This window comes from Nonomuraea insulae (assembly GCF_042656245.1).
Window position 1 is genome coordinate 1 of sequence record NZ_JBHSPA010000103.1, and the last position, 2,320, is coordinate 2,320.

Here is a 2,320-nt window from a genome sequence, read left to right on the forward strand (position 1 = left end):
ACGCTCCGGCGCGGGCAAGAGCTTCTTCACCAAACTCGAAGCCCTCCGCCTGCTCTACCAGGAGGTCGAGGTCGCCGTCGTCGACCCGGAAGACGAATACTTGCGCCTAGCCCACGCGGTCGGCGGCACCTGCCTGCACCTCGGAGCCACCGGAGTGCGGTGGAACCCCTTCGACCTGCCCGCCAGCCACGGCCCCCGAGACGACGTCCTGTCCCGGCGGGCGATGTTCTTGCAAACCCTCATCGCCACCATGCTCGGCGGCACTGTCCTCACCGCACAGATGCGGGCAACCCTGGACTCCGCGATCATCGCCACCTACCAGGCGGCTGGGATCACCCGCGACCCGGCCAGCTGGGCTCAGCCCGCGCCCCTCCTCGCCGATCTGGTCACCACGCTTACCGGAAAGGCGACCGGTCAGACAGGAGCGGACCTGGCCGCACAGCTAGCCCCCTACGTGAGCGGCTCTTACCGGGAGCTGTTCGACGGACCGACCACCACCACACCCGCCGGACATCTGACCGTCTTCTCCCTGCGCGACCTGCCCGAGGAGATGAAAGCGGTCGGCACCCTGCTCGCCTTGGATGCGATCTGGCGACGGGTGGCCAACCCGCGCGACCGCAAGAAGCGCCTTGTCGTCGTGGACGAGGCCTGGCTGCTGATGAAGGAACCCGAAGGGGCCCGCTTCCTCTTCCGGATGGCCAAGGCAGCACGGAAGCACTGGGCCGGGCTGTCCGTGGTCACCCAGGACGCCGCCGACCTGCTCGGCTCCGAGCTGGGGCAGGCGATCGTGGCCAACGCCGCCAGTCAGATCCTGCTCCGCCAAGCGCCGCAGGCTATCGGCGCGGTCGGGGACGCCTTCGATCTGACCGACGGCGAACGCCAGTTTCTCCTCACCGCCGAACGCGGCGAAGCTCTCCTGGTCGCGGGGCCCGCCAGCCGAGCCGCCCTGAGCATCGTCGCTTCGCCTTCTGAGGCTGCGCTGGTCACGACAGACCCGGAGTTCCTCGCTCACCTCGACCAGCACGATCAACACCCGCTTCAAGCCCATACCGCGCAACCACCCGGCCCGCCCGGCTCCCCCGAGATCAGCACCGACCACCAGGACGAGGACGAGGAGAGCGACCCGCTATGACCATCAACACGTCATCGAGCCAGGATGGGCCGTGCCTGCTGTGCGGCATCGACGACCGTGATGTTCAGGAAGCCCTGGACTTCCTGGCCGAACTGCCCACCCGTCTGCCCGAACTCGCCCTCGTCTACGGCCCCCGGCTCGCTGCGGTCATGGGGTTGATCTGGGCGGTGGCAGCTGTGGTGCGTTACCTGCTCGGCTGGCTGCGTCACGCCGACCTGACCCCCCAAGCCCGGCTCATCGACATCTCCAGCCCGCCGCGCAGCGATCCCGAGGGCGCCGTGGTGCTGTGGCGCCAGCTCGTCGGCCTGCTGCGACCAGCGTGGAAGCGCGCCTTCACCGGCCAGCCGCACCTGGTGTGGGAATACCACGGCAGCGACGCCGGAGTTCGTATCCGCCTGTGGGTGCCCGGCACCATCCCGGCGGGGATCGTGGAGAAGGCCATCCAAGCCGCCTGGCCAGGCGCGACCACCACCACAAGCCCGGCCGCCTCACCGCTACCGGTAGAGACCGAGGTCGCGGGCGGGCGGCTGGTGCTGGCCGCGCCCGAGCACTTCCCGCTCAAGACCGACCACGACCACGATCCCGTCCGTTCCCTGCTGGAGGCCATGGGTGGACTGCGCGAGGGCGAGCACGCCGTCGTGCAGATCCTGGCCCGTCCCACCACCGGCCGCCGCCTGCGGCACGCCTACCAGGCCGCCGCTCACCTGCGCGGAGGAGGCAGCCGCCACCACCTCGGCCGCGTCTTCGACGAGATCCTCCCCCTGCCCACGAGCACCCGCGACCACCACCGCACCGGTGACCTGGCCCGCGACTTCCCCGAACGCGCCGAACAGATCCGCACGATCCTGGCCAAGGCCGGTCAGCCCCGCTACACGGTGGCCATCCGCTACGCCGTCGCCACCAGCCGCCAACCCATCTCCAGCACGCCCACAAACGACCACAAGGCCGAGACAGAGTCTCCCGATCTGGCCCGCCGGTGGCTGCGCGGCCATGCGCACACCCTCGCTGGCGTCTTCGCTCTGTTCACCGGCGGCCACCAGTACCTGCGCCGAGCCCGTCTCTGGCGCGCCCGCCGGGCGATCGGCTCACGCCGGCTCGACTCCGGCTACCTGCTATCCGTCAGCGAGTTGGCCGCGCTCGCGCACCTGCCGTGGGACATCGACGCGCCCGGCATCACCCGCGCCGGAG

The 2,320-nt window shown here is 70.3% G+C and carries 2 protein-coding genes; both read left to right on the top strand.

What is annotated here, in order from left to right; translation table 11 throughout:
• The coding region (locus ACFPZ3_RS59885) for a VirB4 family type IV secretion system protein (RefSeq protein ID WP_379523393.1) at positions 1-1,132 on the top strand (1,132 nt) is incomplete at its 5' end.
• Positions 1,129-2,320 (top strand): DUF8128 domain-containing protein (locus tag ACFPZ3_RS59890; protein ID WP_465263605.1); only part of this gene is annotated, 1,192 nt, incomplete at its 3' end. The genes ACFPZ3_RS59885 and ACFPZ3_RS59890, both read left to right, overlap by 4 nt.